Origin of the sequence: Pseudomonas sp. (assembly GCF_049645325.1) — a bacterium.
Lineage (GTDB): Bacteria > Pseudomonadota > Gammaproteobacteria > Pseudomonadales > Pseudomonadaceae > Aquipseudomonas.
The window spans coordinates 1-17,649 of record NZ_JBARTQ010000666.1 but is presented as its reverse complement, the minus strand read 5'-3'; the positions used below and the strand labels follow the sequence as shown (position 1 = coordinate 17,649).

The window sequence follows — 17,649 nt, the reverse complement described above, 5'->3', positions numbered from 1 at the left end:
CCCGAATGCGGTGTATCAATCAGCACATGTATCGGCTGACCCGGCGCATTCGGGAGCAAGCCCCCTCCCACAAAAGCCCGCGCCCATAAAGTCGGGTCAAACGCTGACTCGCGCTTCGCTGGCCAGCCGGGCGATGGCCATGTCCAGTTCGTCCAGTGCCGCGACGGCCTTGGCATCGTCCTGCTTGAGCAGCGTTTCAGCGCGCTGGCAGGCTGCACGCAATTGCGGCACGCCGCAGTAGCGGGTGGCGCCGTGCAGGCGATGCACACGTTCGATCAGCGCGTTGTTGTCCTTGGCTTCGCGGGCGACGTTGATGGCCAGGCGGTCGGCTTCCAGCGAGGCCAGCAGCATGGCAAGCATGTCGGCGGCCAGGTCGGTCTTGTTGGCCGCCAGGCGCAGGCCTTCCTCGTGGTCCAGCACCAGCAGTTGCACGCCGGGGCCAATGTTGTCGGTGCTGCGTTCCGGGCCTTGATTGCGCAAGGCCAGGCCGGTCCATTTCAATACCACCTGGGCCAATTGCCGCTCGCTGATAGGTTTGGTCAGGTAGTCGTCCATGCCGCTTTGCAGCAACGCGCGTTTTTCATTGGCCATGGCGTGGGCGGTGAGGGCGACTACCGGCAGCGGCGTACCGTGGCGCTCGCTTTCCCACTGGCGGATCGCCTCGGTGCTTTGGCGGCCATCCATGCCCGGCATTTGCACGTCCATCAGCACCAGGTCGAAGGTTTCCTGCTTCACCGCGTCGATGGCGGCATAGCCACTTTCCACGGCCTGGACCTTGGCGCCCATGTCTTCGAGCAAGGTTTGCACCAGCAGCAGGTTGGCCGGGTTGTCGTCTACGCACAGCACGCGTGGTGCACGGCTGGACAGTGGTTCACCCGGCTCGCTGCGCAACGGGCGCGGGCTGATCAGGTCGGCCAGGGCGCGGCGCAACTTGCGTGTACACGCCGGCTTGGCCTGCAATTGGCTGTTGGGGTTGGGCACCGACTGGTTGAACAGCATCTGTTCGGTGGTCGGGCACAGCACCAGCACTTTGCAGCCCAGGTGTTCAAGGTCCCACAAATGCTGGTTGAGGCGCTCGGGCGGAATGTCATTGGCGGTGACGCCGAGTACCGCCAGGTCAATCGCCTGTTCGGTCTGGTGGGCGCTGGTGATGCCGTTGGTCAAGCTTTCCAGGGTATTGAACGGCGTGACTTCCAGGCCGCAGTCTTCCAATTGGTGCTGCAGGGCCTGGCGCGCCAGTTCGTGGTTTTCCAGCACGGCCACGCGGCGACCCAGCAGTGGCGCGCTGGGCAAGTCGTCGACGTCGTCGCGGGTTTTGGGCAGGCTCAGGCTGATCCAGAATTCCGAGCCTTCGCCCGGTGTGCTGTCGACGCCGATTTCACCGCCCATCTGCTCGATCAAGCGTTTGGAAATCACCAGGCCCAGCCCGGTGCCGCCGGGTTGGCGTGACAGCGAGTTATCGGCCTGGCTGAACGCTTGGAACAGCGCGCGCACGTCCTGGTTGGACAAACCGATGCCGGTGTCTTGCACGCTGATGCGCAACTGCACGCTGTCCTCCTGTTCATCCTCGACCATCGCCCGGGCAACAATGGTGCCTTCACGGGTGAACTTGATGGCATTGCTGATCAGGTTGGTGAGGATTTGCTTGAGGCGCAGCGGGTCGCCCACCAGCGCCAGCGGCGTGTCGCGGTACACCAGGCTGACCAGTTCGAGCTGCTTGGCGTGGGCGGCAGGGGCGAGGATGGTCAAGGTGTCTTGCAGCAGGTCGCGCAGGTTGAACGGCACGCTGTCGAGCACCAGCTTGCCGGCTTCGATTTTCGAGAAGTCGAGGATTTCGTTGATGATGCCTAACAGGTTGTCGGCGGATTTTTCGATGGTGCCCAGGTAATCCAGCTGGCGCGGCGACAGCTCGCTTTTTTGCAACAGGTGGGTAAAACCCAGGATGCCATTGAGCGGGGTGCGGATTTCATGGCTCATATTGGCCAGGAACTCCGACTTGATGCGGCTCGCCTCCAAGGCTTCTTTACGCGCCAGGTCCAGCTCGATGTTCTGGATCTCGATGGTCTCCAGGTTCTGGCGCACGTCTTCGGTGGCCTGGTCGATGCTGTGCTGCAGTTCTTCCTGGGCGTTTTGCAGGGTTTCGGCCATGCGGTTGATACCCGAGGCCAATTGGTCCAACTCCTGGCTGCCCAAGGGTGGCAAGCGGGTTTCCAGGTTGCCGTCCTTGAGCTGGGCCACGGCTTGCTTGATCTGGCCGATCGGCGAGTTGATCGTGCGGCTGATGCGCAGCGCCAGGGCCGCGGTGCAGATCAGGCCAACGGCGATCAGCAGCAGGCTGGCGAACAGGCTGCGGTAGCCGCGCAACAGCATGCCATTGTGGGACAGCTCGACTTCGACCCAGCCCAGCAGGCGGTCGGCTTCATCGGGGATCAACTCGCCGGCGAGGTTGCGATGTCGGCCAAATACCGGCAGCAGATAGCGGGTGGCATCATTGCCGGTGCGCTGCAGCAGGTGTGAACTGTTGCCAACGGGCGGCTGGTTGAGCATGGTCGGGCCGGCGTGGGCCAGGGGCGAGCGGTCGGGTGCGAGAAACGAAACGGCGCGCACGTCCGGTTGCTCAAGCGACTGTGTGGCAATGCGCTCCAGCAGGTCGGTGTTCTTCGCGCTCAGGGCCGGTGCCACCAGTGGCGCCAGTTGCTCGGCAATCATTTCCCCGCGTTGCAGCAACTGCGTCTGCAATTCCGAGAGCTGCATCCAGGTGAAATAGCCCCCCAACAACAAGGCCATCAGGCTGGTCGGTAATAAGGTCAGCAACAGTACGCGGCCTTTTATCCCCATTCTTCTAAGCACGCCACTCTCCTGCTACCACATTGTTATCAATTATCCGCTCGGGCATCCGGCCCGCGCCACCTGCGCAGTGTAGCCATTTGCACGGCGCAGAATCTTGCAAATTAATGACATACCGCAATCTTCGGGCCATTGGCTGCCGGCCGGCGATTGCCTGTCGCCTTTTAATCTTGAATAATCAGTCATTGAGAATGACTTGCAGACGCTAATGAATCCCGCAGCAGTTGGCCTACCCAGTATCCTCACCATCGAAGATGACCCCGTGCTGGGCGCCTATGTCCACGAGCACCTGGGCCGCTGTGGTTTTCAGGTGACCTGGTGCCAGAATGGCCAGCAAGGCCTGCAAATGGCCCGCGACCAAGCGTTCGACGTGGTGTTGATGGATATCCTGTTGCCGGGTCTGGACGGGTTGTCGATCCTGACGCATTTGCGCGAGAGCCATTCGATCCCGGTGATTTTGATGTCAGCCCTGGGCGCCGAGGCGGATCGTATCAGCGGCTTTCGCCTGGGCGCGGACGACTACCTGCCCAAGCCGTTCAGCATGATTGAGCTGCGGGTGCGCATCGAAGCCATCCTGCGCCGTGTTGCTCTCGACCGCAGGCCACAGCCAAGCCGGTTGGCGCTGCGTGACGATTCACGTGCGCTGCGTTTTGACGATGAGTTGTGTGACGTTTTCTACCAGGCGCAGTGGGCGGGGCTGACCCGCAGTGAATATCGCCTGCTGGAAACCTTGCACCGCAATGCGGATGAAGTGCTCAGCAAGGCGTTTCTTTATCAGCATGTGTTGCAGCGCGGTTATGCCCCTCACGATCGCAGCCTCGACATGCACATCAGTCAGATTCGCCGCAAGCTCAAGGCCATTGGCTACCACGAGCGCGAGGTGCGCACGGTGTGGGGCAAGGGCTACGTGCTGAGCGGTCATGATGAAGGGCTTTGAGCGGCTGCCGGGCCGGCACTCGTTATTCTGGAAACTCGCCTGCCTGCTGATTGCCTTCTGTTTGCTGATGATCTGGCTCAGTTGGTCCTGGGGCCGCTACATGGAAGAGCAGAACGCCTACGTGGCCGACGAGTCCCGCGAGATCCTGCGCGCCTACGCCGCGGGCGCCGAATTGGCGTGGAGTACCCAGGGCAGTGCCGGGGTGGACGCCTGGCTGCAGGTGATGGCCAAGCGCGAAAGCACCTGGATCGGCGTGATCGGCAATGATCTGCAATCCCTCAGCAGTGCGCCCTTGAGCGATAAGGAGAGCCAGCGCCTGACCTTTCTGCGCGGGTTGGATTGGCCGGTCAGTCGGCATGTCAAAGGCCTGCCGTGGCTGAAAATTGCGTTTCCAATAAACCCCGACGCGGGTTCGCTGGTGATCGAGTTACCGAAACGCTTTATGCCGGGGCGCTACCAGTTGTTCTGGCGGATGGTGACCAATGGCGTGATTCCCGGTCTGTTCACCCTGTTTCTGTGTATCGGCCTCTATCGGCTGCTGATCATGCCCCTCAACCAACTGCGCGAGCAGGCCAACGCCTGGCGTGCCGACCAGTTGAATACGCGCATGTCCCACGAAGCCACCAGCCGCAAGGATGAGTTGGGGGAGTTGGGCCGGGCGTTCGACCACATGTCCGAGCGGTTGCAGGGCACCGTGGTTTTGCAGCAACAGTTGCTGCGCGACATGTCCCACGAATTGCGCACGCCCCTGACCCGGTTGCGCGTGGCCTGCGACAGTGAGCAAGACCTTGCGCAATTGCGGGAGCGATTGGACCGTGAAATCGACGCCATGCAGCGATTGGTCGAAGACAGCCTGCAACTCGCCTGGCTCGACAGCGAGCGCGCGCCGCTGCCCAATGAGGATATTCAGTTACAGGCTTTGTGGGACATGCTGCGGGAAAACGCCTGCTTTGAAAGTGATTGGCCTGCGTCGCGTTTGCCGTGTCTGTTGCCGGCGGACTGTTGGGTACGCGGCAACCTCAATGCGCTGGCCCAGGCCCTGGAAAATATCCTGCGCAACGCCATTCGGCATTCTCCCGCGCACGGTCTGGTAAAACTCGACGGGCGCCGTGAGGGTGATTATTGGCACCTTTGGCTGGAAGATCAGGGCGGCGGCATTGATGAACAGGACCTGGAGCGAATCTTTGCGCCATTTACCCGTCTGGAAGGGTCGCGGCCCGGAGACGGCGGTTTTGGCCTTGGGCTGAGCATCGCCCGTAATGCTGTACAACGTCAGGGTGGGCGTTTATGGGCGGAGAATACTGGCCGGGGTTTGCGGGTACACCTTCGGCTGTTGGCCCGTTAGCCTTCACGTGCGACGCTGTTTGCGCTTCTTCCATTGGCGCGCAACCCACCAGCGCCAATAGCCCATGGTCATGCAGTAGCCCAGCGCGCCCAGCACCAGCCCCAGCACCACAGAACCCAGCAGGAACGGCTGCCACAGCGTACTCAACTGGCCGCTGATCCATTCCCAGGTCAGGTTGTCGGGCAGGCTGCGTGGGGGCACATTCATCAGCCACGCGCCCGTCATGTAGGTGCAGATGAACACCACCGGCATGGTGATCGGGTTGGTCAGCCACACCAGGCTGACGGCGATGGGCATATTGCCGCGCACGGCGATGGCCAGCACTGCCGCCAGCAACATCTGCAACGGAATCGGGATAAAGGCTGCGAACAGGCCCACCGCCATGGCGCGCGCGACGGAGTGCCGGTTCAGGTGCCAGAGGTTGGGGTCATGCAGCAGCGTGCCGAGAAACTGTAATGACTTGTGTTCCCTGATACTGCTGGGGTCGGGCATGTACCGTTTGAATAAGCGCCGGGGCATAAGGGGTCCAGGTCAGTTCGAGGGTCAAGTATGCCCGCATTCTATAAACAGAAAATTCAGACTTTGTGACAAAACATCATAGTCCACGCCGTACGGCCGACTAAGACTGAGTGGATCACTTGAAAAGGATGATTCATGAGAACAGGGATGTTCGCACTCGGGCTTGGCTTGCTCGCGCTGCGATTTCTGCCCGCATTGCCGCCGACCGGCTGGCTGCTGGCCGCGTTGGTACTGGCATTGATGCTGTTGCCTTTTCGTACCTATCCGCTGGCGCTTTTCCTGCTGGGGCTGAGCTGGGCGTGCATGAGCGCGCAATGGGCGTTGGACGACCGCCTCAATCCCGCGCTGGACGGGCAGACGCGCTGGGTGGAAGGGCGTGTGGTCGGCTTGCCGCAGCGAACGGAGACCGCTGTACGCTTCGAACTGGCCGACGGCCGGTCGCGCCATGCCCGGTTACCCAAACGCATCCGGGTGTCCTGGCATGGTGGCCCACTGGTGCACAGCGGCGAACGTTGGCGCCTGGCGCTGTCGCTCAAGCGGCCGTCGGGGTTGCTCAATTTTTATGGGTTCGACTATGAAGCCTGGTTGCTGGCGCAGCGTATCGGTGCCATGGGTTCGGTAAAGGATGGCGAGCGCCTTGCACCGGCGCGAAATGCCTGGCGCGACCCGGTGCGCCAGCGGCTATTGGCGGCGGATGCGCAAGGCCGTGAAGCTGCTGTGGCAGCCTTGGTGCTGGGGGACGGCTCGGGGCTGGGCGCCGACGACTGGCAAGTATTGCAAGACACCGGCACGGTGCACCTGTTGGTCATTTCCGGCCAGCACATCGGGTTGTTGGCGGGGCTGATCTACGGGTTGGTCGCGGGGTTGGCGCGTTACGGTTGCTGGCCTCGCGCCTTGCCTTGGTTGCCGTGGGCGTGTGGGCTCGCCTTTGCTGCTGCGCTGGGCTACGGCCTGCTGGCGGGGTTCGGTGTACCGGTACAACGGGCATGCGTCATGGTCGGGCTGGTCTTGCTCTGGCGTGTGCGTTTTCGCCACCTAGGCGTCTGGTTGCCGCTGTTGTTGGCGCTCAACGGCGTGCTGGTCCTGGAACCATTGGCCAGTTTGCAGCCGGGGTTCTGGTTGTCGTTCACGGCGGTTGCGGTGCTGGTCCTGGCGTTCGGCGGGCGCTTGGGGCCTTGGAGTGTCTGGCAGCTATGGACGCGCCCGCAATGGCTGATCGCCCTCGGCCTGATGCCTGTATTGCTGGTGCTGGGGTTGCCGATCAGTCTCACTGCGCCGGTTGCCAATCTGTTTGCCGTGCCGTGGATCAGCCTGGTGGTGTTGCCTTTGGCATTGTTGGGGACTGCACTGCTGGCGGTGCCATGGGGGGGCGAGGGCCTGTTGTGGCTTGCCGGCGGGGCGCTGGAGGGGTTGTTCCGTGGTTTGACACTGTTAGCCGGGCAGCGGTCGGCCTGGATACCGGCGCAGGTGCCTGTGGGTTTTTGGCTGGTGAGTGTGGCGGGCGCGGTGTTATTGCTGCTGCCCAAGGGCGTGCCGTTTCGGTTGCTGGGTTGGCCGATGCTGTTGCTGGCGGTCTTCCCGCCACGGGAGACGGTGCCAAATGGGCAAGTAGATGTCACGCAATTGGACGTCGGCCAGGGCTTGGCGGTGGTCCTGCGTACACGCCATCACACCTTGCTCTATGACGCGGGGCCACGTTCGGGCGCGATTGACCTCGGCGCACGCGTTGTTCTGCCATCGTTGAGAAACCTCGGGATAAGCGCGTTGGACATGATGGTGCTCAGCCATGCCCACGCCGATCACGCCGGCGGCGCAGCGGCGGTTGCCCGCGGGCTGCCGGTGGTGCGGGTCATCGGTGGGGAAACCGAGGGTTTGCCCGCGATTCTTGACACTCAAGCCTGCGTCAGCGGTGAGCGATGGGCGTGGGATGGCGTCTCTTTTGAACTCTGGCAGTGGCCTGGAGCCGGTAGCAGCAATCCGAAGTCTTGTGTGTTGCAGGTAGAGGCGAACGGCGAACGCCTGCTGCTGACCGGCGACATCGACCGCGCCGCCGAACAGGCTTTCCTGGCGTCATCCCTGGCAGTACGCACCGATTGGCTGCAAGCCCCGCACCACGGCAGTCGCAGTTCTTCATCCGAACCCTTTTTGCGCCAGCTTGCGCCTGGGGCGGTGCTGATTTCCCGTGGCCGTGGTAACGCCTTTGGGCATCCCCACCCGCAGGTGATGGCGCGTTATCAGGCATTGGGCAGCCGCGTGTATGACAGCGCCGAACTGGGCGCCGTGCGCGTGCAATTGGGCGCGTTTGAACCACCCATTGTTGCGCGCAGTCAACGCCGTTTCTGGCGCGAAGCGTTACCGTAATCCAGCGTTACCAAAGACCTGGGCCTGCGACGGGCGGGTCGAGGGCGGACGAACCCCGCGACTGAACCTATATGGTAAAGTGGCGCACTTTTTCGAGGGGACATTCACTGTGTGGGAATTGGTCAAATCCGGCGGCTGGATGATGTTGCCGATCATCTTGAGCTCCATCGCCGCACTCGGCATCGTTGCCGAACGCCTGTGGACCCTGCGCGCCAGCCGCATCACCCCTGAGCATTTGTTGGGGCAAGTCTGGGGCTGGATCAAGAACAAGCAGTTGGACAAGGACAAGCTCAAGGAGCTGCGTGCCAATTCGCCCCTGGGTGAAATCCTCGCTGCAGGCCTGGCCAACTCCAAGCATGGTCGCGAGATCATGAAGGAGTGCATTGAGGAGGCCGCCGCCCGGGTCATCCATGAAATGGAGCGCTACATCAATGCGCTCGGCACCATCGCGGCCATGGCGCCGTTGCTCGGCTTGCTCGGGACGGTACTGGGCATGATCGACATTTTCAGCTCGTTCATGGGCTCAGGCATGACCACCAACGCCGCCGTGCTGGCGGGTGGCATTTCCAAGGCGTTGATCACTACGGCAGCAGGCCTGATGGTCGGTATTCCCTCGGTGTTCTTCCACCGTTTCCTGCAACGACGCATCGACGAATTGGTGGTCGGCATGGAGCAGGAAGCCATCAAACTGGTGGAAGTGGTGCAGGGCGATCGTGATGTGGACCTGGTCGAGGGCCGAGCGTGAAATTTCGCCGCAAGCAACGGGAAAATGTTGATATCAACCTCGCGTCGCTGATCGACGTGGTGTTTATCCTGCTGCTGTTTTTTGTCGTCACCACCACCTTCACCCGGCAAACGCAGCTGCGCGTCGACCTGCCGGAAGCGGTGAGCGGCTCGCCAGCCGAGGATCAGGCCACCAAGCAACTGGACATTGCGATCAGTGCCGACGGCGTGTTTTCGGTGAATAACCAGTTGCTGGAGAAAAACGACCTCACCAGCCTGATGGCGGCGCTGCAGAAAGAGTCCGCTGGCGATACCAACTTGCCGCTGTCCATCAGTGCCGATGGCAAGACCCAGCACCAAGCCGTGATCACCGCGATGGACGCCGCCGGCAAGCTGGGCTTCAGCCATCTGCGCATGACCACCGTCGAGGCGGCGAGCCCACCCTGATGGCCCTCTCCGATCGTTTGCTCAAGGCCTGGTACGAGGGCCATCCGGCGCTCACACTCCTGCAGCCATTGGAGTCCCTTTATCGCCGCGTGGTGCAGCGCAAACGCGCGCGCTTCCTGGCGGGCGAGGGCGACATCTATCAATCGCCAGTGCCGGTGGTGGTGGTCGGTAACATCACTGTGGGCGGCACCGGCAAGACGCCGTTGATTCTGTGGCTGATCGAGCATTGCCGCCGCAGTGGCTTGCGTGTCGGGGTCGTCAGTCGCGGGTATGGCGCCAAGCCGCCGCAGTTGCCATGGCGCGTCCAGGCCGATCAGCCTGCCGAAGTGGCGGGCGACGAACCGTTGCTGATCGTGCAACGCAGCGGCGTGCCGCTGATGATTGATCCTGACCGCAGTCGCGCCGTGCAGGCGTTGCTGGCCAGCGAGCCGCTTGACCTGATCCTGTCCGACGACGGGCTGCAGCATTACCGGCTGGCCCGCGACCTTGAACTGGTGCTGATCGACGCCGCGCGCGGCCTGGGCAACCGGCGCTGCCTGCCTGCCGGGCCGCTGCGTGAGCCGGTTGAGCGTTTGCAGAGTGTCGATGCGCTGCTTTACAACGGCGCCGAATCGGACCGCGAGGACGGCTTTGCCTTCCGCCTGAAGCCCACGGCGTTGGTCAACTTGAGTACCGGCGAGCGCCAGCCAGTCGATTACTTTCCGGCCGGCCAGCAAGTGCATGCGGTCGCCGGCATCGGCAACCCGCAACGTTTCTTCACTACCCTTGAAACGCTACACTGGCAGCCAATACCTCATGCTTTTGCCGACCACGCGCCCTACAGCGCGGAGGTCTTGAGTTTTACGCCGTCATTACCGCTGGTCATGACCGAAAAAGACGCGGTGAAGTGCCGCGCCTTTGCCAGGCCCGACTGGTGGTACCTTGCGGTGGATGCGGTACCGTCGCCGGCATTTGTTGCCTGGTTCGATACGCAACTGATGCGTCTGTTGCCCGCCCGTCTTTTGCCTTAAACGCTTTTTTCCAGGAAACCGTCATGGACACCAAACTGCTCGATATCCTTGCTTGCCCCATCTGCAAAGGCCCGCTCAAGCTCAGCGCCGACAAAACCGAGCTGATCAGCAAGGGCGCCGGCCTGGCTTACCCGATCCGTGATGGCATTCCGGTGATGCTGGAAAGCGAAGCCCGCACCCTGACCACCGATGAGCGCCTGGATAAATGACCACCGCCTTTACCGTTGTCATTCCCTCCCGCTACGCATCGACCCGCCTGCCGGGCAAACCGCTGCAGTTGATCGGCAATAAGCCGATGATCCAGCTGGTGTGGGAGCAGGCCTGTAAAAGCAGCGCCGAACGGGTCGTGGTTGCCACTGATGACCCGCGCATCATCGAAGCCTGCAAGGGCTTTGGCGCCGAAGCGGTGCTGACCCGCGAAGACCATAACTCCGGCACCGACCGTCTGGCGGAAGTCGCTACGCACCTGGGCCTGGCACCCGATGCCATCGTGGTCAACGTGCAGGGCGATGAGCCGCTGATTCCGCCGAGCGTGATCGACCAGGTGGCCGCTAACCTGGCAGCGCATGGCGAAGCGCGCATGGCGACCCTGGCCGAACCCATCGAAGACATCGCAACCCTGTTCAACCCGAACGTGGTGAAGGTGGTCAGCGACATCAATGGCCTGGCGCTGACGTTCAGCCGTTCGACCCTGCCTTGGGCGCGAGATGCCTTCGCCAGGAACCCCGACGTCTTGCCCGAGGGCGTGCCGTACCGCCGCCACATCGGCATTTACGCCTATCGCGCTGGTTTTTTGCATGACTTCGTCAGCTGGGGCCCGTGCTGGCTCGAAAACACCGAGTCCCTGGAGCAACTGCGCGCCCTGTGGCACGGCGTACGTATCCATGTGGGCGACGCGCTGGAAGCACCGCCGGCGGGTGTCGACACCCCGGAAGACCTTGAGCGCGTCCGTCGTTTGCTGGGGGCTTGATGGAAGTTCTGTTTGTCTGCCTCGGCAATATCTGCCGCTCGCCGACTGCTGAAGGCGTGTTGCGCCACAAATTGCGCGAAGCAGGCTTGGCTGGCCAGGTCGAAGTGGCGTCTGCCGGGACTGGCGAGTGGCATGTCGGCAACCCACCGGACCGGCGTAGCCAGCAAGCAGCGCTGGCGCGTGGTTATGACTTGTCGGCCCAGCGTGCCCAACAGGTCTCCCGCGCTGACTTCGCGCGTTACGACCTGATCCTGGCCATGGACCACAGCAACTTGCGCAACCTCAAGGCCATGCAGCCGGGGCAGGGCAAGGCACAGTTGGACTTATTCCTGCGCCGGTATGACGCCGAAGTGGACGAAGTGCCAGACCCTTACTACGAAGGCGAACAAGGCTTTGAACGGGTCCTGGACCTGATCGAGCAAGCTTGTGATTTATTGGTAATCGAATTGAAGGGGCGGTTATGACCTTGCAAGTGCTTGCGCAGGTATCGCTCAAGCCATTCAACAGCTTTGGCATCGACGTGCGCGCCCAGCTGTTCGCCGAGGCACACAGCGACGCCGACGTCCGTGAAGCCCTGGCCTATGCGGCCGCACACGCGCTGCCGCTGCTGGTGATCGGTGGTGGCAGCAACCTGCTGTTGACCCAGGACATTCCGGCGCTGGTGCTGCGTATGGCCACCCAGGGCATTCGGGTGCTGCAGGACGATGGTCAGCAGGTGGTAGTCGAGGCCGAAGCGGGCGAAGCCTGGCACCCGTTTGTGCTGTGGACCCTGGAAAACGGTTTTTGCGGCCTGGAAAACCTAAGCCTGATTCCCGGCACCGTCGGTGCAGCACCGATGCAGAACATCGGTGCCTACGGTGTGGAGATCAAGGATGTATTTGCAGGGCTGACCGCATTGGATCGCCAGACCGGCGAACTGCGGGATTTCGACCTGCAAGCGTGCAAGTTTGCCTACCGTGACAGCCTGTTCAAGCACGAAACCGGGCGTTGGTTGATCCTGCGCGTCCGTTTTGCGCTAAGCCGGGCCAGCCACCTGAAACTCGACTACGGCCCGGTGCAGCAGCGCCTGGCCGCGCAGGGCATCACCGAAGCGACGCCCAGCGATGTCAGCAGGGCTATCTGCAGCATCCGCCGCGAAAAATTGCCCGATCCTGCCGAGCTTGGTAACGCCGGGAGCTTCTTCAAGAACCCGCTGGTGTCCCAGGTGCTGGCTGGCGAACTGCAAGCGCAATATCCGGACCTGGTGGCATACCCGCAGCCAGACGGGCAGATGAAGCTTGCTGCGGGCTGGCTGATCGATAAGGCCGGCTGGAAGGGCTTTCGTGAAGGCGACGCCGGCGTGCACAAGCTCCAGGCGCTGGTGCTGGTCAACTATGGCGCAGCCACCGGGCATGACATTGCCAACCTGGCGGAGCGTATCCAGCGCGATATCGCCGAACGCTTCAAGGTCGACCTGGAAATGGAACCCAACCGGTACTGAACCCCAGGCATAAAAAAGCCCCGTATCTTTCGATACGGGGCTTTTTTATGCCGCTAACAATCAGTCATCGCGACCCATGATGCCGAAGATCTGCAACAGGCTGATGAACAGGTTGTAGATCGATACATACAGGCTGATGGTCGCCATGATGTAGTTGCGCTCACCGCCATGGATGATGGCGCTGGTCTGGAACAGGATGCAGACGGAGGAGAACAGCACGAAACCGGCGCTGATCGCCAACTGCAGGCCGCTGATCTGGAAGAACATGCCAGCTACCACTGCCGCCAGCAACACGAAGAAGCCTGCGGTAATGAAGCCACCAAGGAAGCTCATGTCCTTGCGGCTGATCAGCACGTAGGCCGAAAGACCGCCAAACACCAGCGCAGTCATGGCAAACGCCGAGCTGACCACTTCCGCGCCGCCGGCCATGCCGAGGTAACGGTTAAGGATCGGGCCGAGGATAAAACCCATGAAACCGGTCAGGGCAAACGCCGACACCAGGCCCCAGGCCGAGTCACGCAGCTTGTTGGTCAGGAAAAACAGACCGTAGAAGCCGATCAACACGACAAAGATATTCGGGTAGCCAACGCGCATTTGCTGCGCCACGAACGCCATCACGCCGCTGAATGCGAGGGTAAGGGCGAGCAAGCCATAGGTGTTGCGCAATACGCGGCTGACTTCAAGCTGCTCAGCCTGCGCGTTACCATTCACTGCGTAATTCTGTTCGCGCATGGCGACACTCCTTCAGTTTTGAAACGTTCAGTCGCAAAGATCATAACAGACGCTCTGTAACAAGCCATGGCGAGAGTTTGACAGTGTGTTTCATTCGGGTATTATGGCGCCCGCTGAGACAGGATGGGCTACTATAATCCTGTGATGCAAAAGGGAAATTGGCAGAGTGGTTGAATGCACCGGTCTTGAAAACCGGCGGACGTTAATAGCGTCTCCAGGGTTCGAATCCCTGGTTTCCCGCCAAGATTTACACGAGAGCCCCGCGAAAGCGGGGCTTTTGCGTTTCCGGGTTCCGGCAACGCTTTGAGTAAAACACCTGATCGTTTCGGCATCATTTCAGGCAGTTTCCGCAACTGCGCCGAATTCACCCCTAGCGGGTCGGCTTCACGATCTCTCCTACACGGCGATCAACCGTCTCGGTAATGCGCTTGTCCGTGTGTCCCAGTCCTTGGGCTTGCAGGCGAAGGACTGGGCAAATCCTCGCATGAGGGCAGGAGGCTACTGTCGTAGGGTGTAGAGGCGTTACTGAGGAATCGTACAGCTGGTTTTGCGTACATTTAGAGAATCGGCGACGAGATTGCCTCTCCTCGAAGTGACAGTAACTGAAGTTTCTATACAGGGCTGAATACCCGGCAAACCCTGTGTCCGCCGGGAGTGAATAGCGTTTAAGGCATCAGGACCGAGTCGACAACGTGGATCACGCCGTTGGACTGCATCACGTCAGCGATGCTGATACTAGCCTTACCGCCTTTGGCATCTACCACCCACAGCTTGCCGTCATGTAGCTTAATATTCAGCGACTCACCTTGAACTGTTTTCAACACTACGGTGCCGCCATTCTTCTTGGCGTCGGCCATCAGCTGTGCCGATGTGTGAGTACCAGGTACGACATGGTAGGTAAGAATTTTAGTCAGGTCGGCTTTGTGCTCAGGCTTGACCAGAGTATCAACGGTACCTGCTGGCAGCTTAGCAAAGGCTTCGTTTGTGGGTGCGAATACGGTGAAAGGGCCTTTGCTGTTGAGCGTATCAACCAGGCCGGCAGCTTTGACTGCCGCTACGAGTGTCGTGTGGTCCTTTGAGTTGACTGCGTTTTCCACGATGGTTTTGCTTGGGTACATCGCTGCGCCTCCGACCATCACCGTGTCGGCAGCAAAGCTGATAGTTGCAGTAACGGAGAGAATCGCGAAGCAGGCGGCAGCAGCAATTTTTTTGTAAAAGGCGTGCATGATGTATCTCCTTGGCTCTTATGCCCTCCGAGTGAGGGTATTGAATCTACGAGCCAACGATCAAAGTGGATGCACCTTTTCAAAAAATAGCTTTTACAGCGCAACGCCTGTCGCTATCACTGGCATTCCATCCACACTGGATGCCTGGACAGGATCGAGTCATGATTAGGCATTTTTTACAACAGGGAAGTGAATTATGGGTGTCAGAGGAACTGATCATCAGATCGACAACATCGAGTTCAACGTTAGCGATATTCCGCGCAGTAAAGCTTTCTATGGTGCGGCATTTGGGTGGACCTTCGTAGACTACGGGCCCAGCTACACCGAATTCAGCGATGGAAGGCTGACTGGAGGATTCACAACTGGAGAGCCTGTTCGGCCTGGTGGTCCGCTGATCATTCTTTACGGGGATAATCTTGAGGAAACTCAGTGTCGACTCAGTGCCGCAGGGGCCACGATAAGCCGGGAGGTTTTCTCGTTTCCTGGAGGTAAAAGGTTTCACTTCATTGATCCGGATGGCTATGAACTGGCGGTGTGGAGTGCAGAGACATAGACATTTGATGCTGGCCCAGCCCCGCGCTGGGTTTTTTGCATCTGGCCCTCGGTGCTACAGTCCCGCCAAACCAACGAGGGAACGGCATGCGGATTTTGATAGCGGCGGTAGCTGTGGTGATGCTGGCGGGGTGTATGGCGCCGACGATGAATGAGGCGCGCCAGGAAGGGCCGTACAAGGTCCTGGTTTCGAAAAAGTCCGATGCCGCGCTGGCCAAGTGCGTTCACTACGAATGGCAAAATCAACCTGTTTTTGGCGGGACGCCTGGGGCAACGCTCCAGCCGGGACGAGATGCCGGCTACACGGTGTTCACTGAGGGCACTCAGTACTTCGTTGATATCCAGCCCAAAGCGGCAGGTTCAGAGGCAAAGTATTACGTGGTGGTCAGAAACTGGATCGCCAATAAAAGGCTGGCCGCGCTGCAAGGCTGCTTGTAGCACTGCATCAATTTAATCAAGGCTCGCTTCGGCGGGCTTTTTTATTACCTGGAGTAAAGCAAATGGCGGCACTGGCCATCAGTTATCTGCCCATGACCACAATGCAGCAATGGACGCTCAAGTGCGCAAACCATTACGAGTTAAGTGGCTGTTTTTATTGAGTTAATCGACAGTCTTGAAAGCCGGCGAACGTTAATAGCGTCTCCAGGGTTCGAACCCCTGGTTTCCCGCCAAGATTTACACGAGAGCCCCGCGAAAGCGGGGCTTTTGCGTTTCCGGGGTTTGGTTGGGAAAGTGGCTGACATGGCAGGAGTTCCGAAATTTCTGTAAACCCTCTTCGTTATTTTCAGGCAGCGAATCATCCTGATCGTTTGCCCTTTATGCCTTCGCCGTTCGTCCATTGCCAGGCACTCACCGCGACCTGCGGGCCTCCCATGTTTAAGCGCGGATATCCCGAGCGTAAGAACGGAGAGTCAGCATGGATATTGATAAAAATGCACCCGGCAACCTTTCTCAACAGCACGTGACGCGTGGCACGGATAACGAGGCAGGTCATGATCCGCGGCGTGATGAGGACCAGATTCCACTGCCGCCCGAGGATGAAGCACCGCTCGAAGAGGATATGTCGGATGTGGACGCAGCCGATTCGGTAGCGAGCGAACACCCTGACAACTGATGAGTTTCACGTCAACGAACCCGGCCCTGCGTCGGGTTTTTATCGCCTAAAGAAAGGGCTATTCAGCAAGAGGAATTTACAAATGTTGAAAGACTTTAGATGCGGTAGTTGCAATCTGAATGGCGATATTTCGACGTCAGACGAACTTGAGCAGGTCTTACGTTGAGTATCGCCAAGCTGTGGCAACGCGATCAAAAAGCTATCGATCAGGATTCAGGCCCCAATCGCAAACGGATTTTCTCGGACGGCCACCAACTCCACGAAGGTCGTGGCGTGTAACACCCAGGTTGGTTGGGTGGCGAAGCGTCACATCTAACAGATTCACCATTTTTTCCGTTCTTGCTGCCACCTTCCTCGCTCCCTCGCTCGCTATATGCGGAACACCCGCCGAGCACAGCGGTAAGGAGAAGAATTGCTTTGTACTTCATAGATGCCTCCATGCCTTGAGCGCATAGGTTACCCATTGAATTGCGCTTTGAGCAGTTTTTTTGCCGGGAGAAAATCATGTATGCAAGCGTTCGGCCCGCCGCTGAATGAGGGTTGGTCGGGTCTTGGTTGACGGGCTGCGCTCTATCTTGCCCATCTAATCGGCATTGGCCAGAGATGATGTGGATCTGAAGGGCAGAACGGACTCAACTCAACAATTAAGCACCGGCGCATAACGCTCTTCACGCTTTTTGAAGTGAATAGGCGCCATGGGGACTTTCTCGCCATTCACGAAGATGTCCGGAAAGATCAAAGTGAAGTCGTCCATGTCGCCTTTGCCAAAGGGCGTGCCCTTGCTGCTGGAGCTCCGGATTTCCTTGGGGTCGAACCCGGTTTTCAACCGTTCGACACTGACCTGGTAGGTCTGCCCGGACGCCAATTGCACGGTCACTTCAGGCGACGCGGCGCTGACCCAAAGCGCTATGTCGCCGTTGTTCAGGCTTGGTTTATACAGGCGGGCGAACACGCGGAGTTCCGAGTCGGCTGATTTCACGTTGCCCGGCCAGCTCGGTTCGCCCGGCGGCGCTACGTACACCAGCACGCGAACCCAACCGAGCTCTGCAGACTGCGGCGCAACGCTCAGCGCAGCGTGTGCGCCGGGGCAGGTGGGTGAGAGCAGGGCGTTTTGGCCTATGGTGGATTCCGGGCCCAAATAAGGCCCTGTGCTGCAGCCCGCGACGAGCGCCAGCAGTGAATAGAGGACGTATCTGTTCATCAGCCAATTCCCTTTGCTGGGGTGAGATCGCGCGCATTAAAGCATTTATAGGCTTTCGTTCCGCACACCAAATCGCGGACAAAGAAAAGCCCACGATGGGGGCGCGGGCTTAAAAGGTGTTCACTTAGGAGCTGATTTGAGACTAGGCGTCCAACTGTGAAAGCTGCGTGAAATGCGTGTGCATA

18 protein-coding genes, 1 tRNA gene and 1 pseudogene are annotated in these 17,649 nt (G+C 60.0%); 14 read left to right on the top strand and 6 right to left on the bottom strand.

What is annotated here, in order from left to right; all coding sequences use genetic code 11:
- Positions 1-96: 96 nt before the first annotated feature.
- Positions 97-2,850, bottom strand: a complete 2,754-nt coding sequence (locus tag WBB95_RS28570; RefSeq protein WP_424490630.1) for a response regulator — start codon at positions 2,848-2,850, stop codon at positions 97-99.
- Between the two features lie 205 nt (positions 2,851-3,055).
- Between WBB95_RS28570 and WBB95_RS28565 the strand changes: the two genes are divergently transcribed.
- Positions 3,056-3,784, top strand: a complete 729-nt coding sequence (locus tag WBB95_RS28565) for a response regulator transcription factor (protein ID WP_424490629.1) — start codon at positions 3,056-3,058, stop codon at positions 3,782-3,784.
- On the top strand, positions 3,771-5,129 hold the full coding sequence (locus WBB95_RS28560; RefSeq protein ID WP_424490631.1) for a histidine kinase sensor domain-containing protein: 1,359 nt from the start codon (positions 3,771-3,773) through the stop codon (positions 5,127-5,129). Before WBB95_RS28565 ends, WBB95_RS28560 begins: the two co-directional genes overlap by 14 nt.
- Before the next feature lie 3 nt (positions 5,130-5,132).
- Here the strand turns inward: WBB95_RS28560 and WBB95_RS28555 are convergent, their stop codons facing one another.
- Entirely contained in the window at positions 5,133-5,648 is a 516-nt protein-coding gene (locus tag WBB95_RS28555; protein WP_424490628.1) for a DUF2062 domain-containing protein, read from the bottom strand.
- 135 nt (positions 5,649-5,783) lie between these two features.
- On the opposite strand from WBB95_RS28555, the gene WBB95_RS28550 reads away from it, so the two are divergent.
- The 8 genes from WBB95_RS28550 (at position 5,784) to murB (ending at position 12,639) form a co-directional block, all read left to right on the top strand.
- Positions 5,784-8,009, top strand: a complete 2,226-nt coding sequence (locus WBB95_RS28550; RefSeq protein WP_424490627.1) for a DNA internalization-related competence protein ComEC/Rec2 — start codon at positions 5,784-5,786, stop codon at positions 8,007-8,009.
- 109 nt (positions 8,010-8,118) lie between these two features.
- A complete protein-coding gene (locus tag WBB95_RS28545) occupies positions 8,119-8,754 on the top strand; it encodes a MotA/TolQ/ExbB proton channel family protein (RefSeq protein ID WP_424490626.1) in 636 nt (211 codons plus the stop codon).
- Entirely contained in the window at positions 8,751-9,179 is a 429-nt protein-coding gene (locus tag WBB95_RS28540; RefSeq protein WP_424490625.1) for an ExbD/TolR family protein, read from the top strand. Before WBB95_RS28545 ends, WBB95_RS28540 begins: the two co-directional genes overlap by 4 nt.
- Entirely contained in the window at positions 9,179-10,189 is a 1,011-nt protein-coding gene (gene lpxK, locus WBB95_RS28535) for a tetraacyldisaccharide 4'-kinase (RefSeq protein ID WP_424490624.1), read from the top strand. The genes WBB95_RS28540 and lpxK overlap by 1 nt, the downstream gene beginning before the upstream one ends.
- Before the next feature lie 23 nt (positions 10,190-10,212).
- Positions 10,213-10,398, top strand: a complete 186-nt coding sequence (locus tag WBB95_RS28530; RefSeq protein ID WP_003174668.1) for a Trm112 family protein — start codon at positions 10,213-10,215, stop codon at positions 10,396-10,398.
- Positions 10,395-11,159 (top strand): 3-deoxy-manno-octulosonate cytidylyltransferase, encoded by a 765-nt coding sequence (gene kdsB / locus WBB95_RS28525; RefSeq protein ID WP_424490623.1) that lies wholly within the window; start codon positions 10,395-10,397, stop codon positions 11,157-11,159. The genes WBB95_RS28530 and kdsB overlap by 4 nt, the downstream gene beginning before the upstream one ends.
- Complete coding sequence (locus tag WBB95_RS28520) at positions 11,159-11,623, top strand: low molecular weight protein-tyrosine-phosphatase (protein ID WP_424490622.1); 465 nt, start codon at positions 11,159-11,161, stop codon at positions 11,621-11,623. The genes kdsB and WBB95_RS28520 overlap by 1 nt, the downstream gene beginning before the upstream one ends.
- Positions 11,620-12,639, top strand: coding sequence for a UDP-N-acetylmuramate dehydrogenase (gene murB / locus WBB95_RS28515; RefSeq protein ID WP_424490621.1), 1,020 nt, complete (start codon positions 11,620-11,622; stop codon positions 12,637-12,639). The genes WBB95_RS28520 and murB overlap by 4 nt, the downstream gene beginning before the upstream one ends.
- 60 nt (positions 12,640-12,699) lie before the next feature.
- Here murB and WBB95_RS28510 read toward each other — a convergent pair whose 3' ends face one another.
- Complete coding sequence (locus WBB95_RS28510; protein ID WP_424490620.1) at positions 12,700-13,371, bottom strand: Bax inhibitor-1/YccA family protein; 672 nt, start codon at positions 13,369-13,371, stop codon at positions 12,700-12,702.
- Positions 13,372-13,523: 152 nt separating this feature from the next.
- On the opposite strand from WBB95_RS28510, the gene WBB95_RS28505 reads away from it, so the two are divergent.
- Positions 13,524-13,614, top strand: a tRNA-Ser gene (locus WBB95_RS28505).
- Between the two features lie 127 nt (positions 13,615-13,741).
- Here WBB95_RS28505 and WBB95_RS28500 read toward each other — a convergent pair.
- Together WBB95_RS28500 and WBB95_RS28495 are read right to left on the bottom strand one after the other, a co-directional pair.
- A pseudogene (locus WBB95_RS28500) lies at positions 13,742-13,816 on the bottom strand (integrase); the annotation flags it as partial.
- A gap of 220 nt (positions 13,817-14,036) precedes the next feature.
- Positions 14,037-14,597, bottom strand: coding sequence for a fasciclin domain-containing protein (locus WBB95_RS28495; protein WP_424490619.1), 561 nt, complete (start codon positions 14,595-14,597; stop codon positions 14,037-14,039).
- Between the two features lie 196 nt (positions 14,598-14,793).
- Here WBB95_RS28495 and WBB95_RS28490 point away from each other — a divergent pair, with 196 nt between their 5' ends.
- The 3 genes from WBB95_RS28490 (at position 14,794) to WBB95_RS28480 (ending at position 16,263) form a co-directional block, all read left to right on the top strand.
- Entirely contained in the window at positions 14,794-15,150 is a 357-nt protein-coding gene (locus tag WBB95_RS28490) for a VOC family protein (RefSeq protein WP_424490618.1), read from the top strand.
- 86 nt (positions 15,151-15,236) lie between these two features.
- Entirely contained in the window at positions 15,237-15,587 is a 351-nt protein-coding gene (locus WBB95_RS28485) for a hypothetical protein (protein WP_424490617.1), read from the top strand.
- Positions 15,588-16,065: 478 nt separating this feature from the next.
- A complete protein-coding gene (locus tag WBB95_RS28480) occupies positions 16,066-16,263 on the top strand; it encodes a hypothetical protein (RefSeq protein WP_424490616.1) in 198 nt (65 codons plus the stop codon).
- A 637-nt stretch (positions 16,264-16,900) separates the two neighbouring features.
- On the opposite strand, the gene WBB95_RS28475 is transcribed toward WBB95_RS28480, so the two are convergent.
- On the bottom strand, positions 16,901-17,464 hold the full coding sequence (locus WBB95_RS28475) for a hypothetical protein (protein ID WP_424490615.1): 564 nt from the start codon (positions 17,462-17,464) through the stop codon (positions 16,901-16,903).
- Between the last annotated feature and the right edge of the window lie 185 nt (positions 17,465-17,649).